At 61.8% G+C, this 634-nt stretch carries 1 protein-coding gene; it reads left to right on the top strand.

Annotation, left to right across the window (positions count from 1 at the left end; translation table 11 throughout):
- The coding region (locus K7711_RS47055) for an SAM-dependent methyltransferase (RefSeq protein WP_222979689.1) at nt 1-382 on the top strand (382 nt) is incomplete at its 5' end.
- Between the last annotated feature and the right edge of the window lie 252 nt (nt 383-634).

Below are 634 nucleotides of genomic sequence, written 5' to 3'. Positions count from 1 at the left end.
TCTGGACATGGACCGGCCGATCGGGATCATGCTGATCTCGGTGCTGATGTACTTCCGCGACTCCGACGGGATACGCGATATTGTCGCGCGGTTCCTGGACGCCGTCCCGCCAGGGAGTTCCCTGGCAATCAGTCACGCCACCGCGGATTTCAATATTCGGGGCGCCCAGCGCGCCGCGGAAGCCGCGGAGCGCAGCGGCATAACCATGATCACCCGTAACCGCACGGAGACCGAAAAGTTTTTCGCTGGAACACATCTGCTGGCGCCCGGCATCACGACGCTGGAGGACTGGCATCCCGAGCTGGCAGAGGTTCCGCTGTTCGATGTCGAACCCCATACGGGTCCCGCCTGGGCCTGGTGCGGAATGGGACGCAAACCCTGAAGCCACGGTTTACATTGCCACCATCGGGGCGGGTCTCGTAGTCGCGGACACAGCGGCAATGTTTGACAGTCAGCCGAACGTTCGTTCTACCACTCGGGGTTCCGGACTGATCGCGCGGAAAACAACGATAATGGCGTGACCGCCACCGATATCCGCTATCTGCCGGAACTTTCGGGCGACATACAGACCGGCGAGCGGGCGAAACCGACGATCCGGGATGCTGTTCGTCGGCCGCAAAAATCGTGGTGGACA

Origin of the sequence: Nocardia coffeae (genome assembly GCF_019890715.1) — a bacterium.
Taxonomy (GTDB): Bacteria; Actinomycetota; Actinomycetes; order Mycobacteriales; family Mycobacteriaceae; genus Nocardia; species Nocardia jiangxiensis.
Note: the sequence above shows the minus strand (reverse complement) of the source record. Positions and strands in the feature narration are given on the sequence as shown.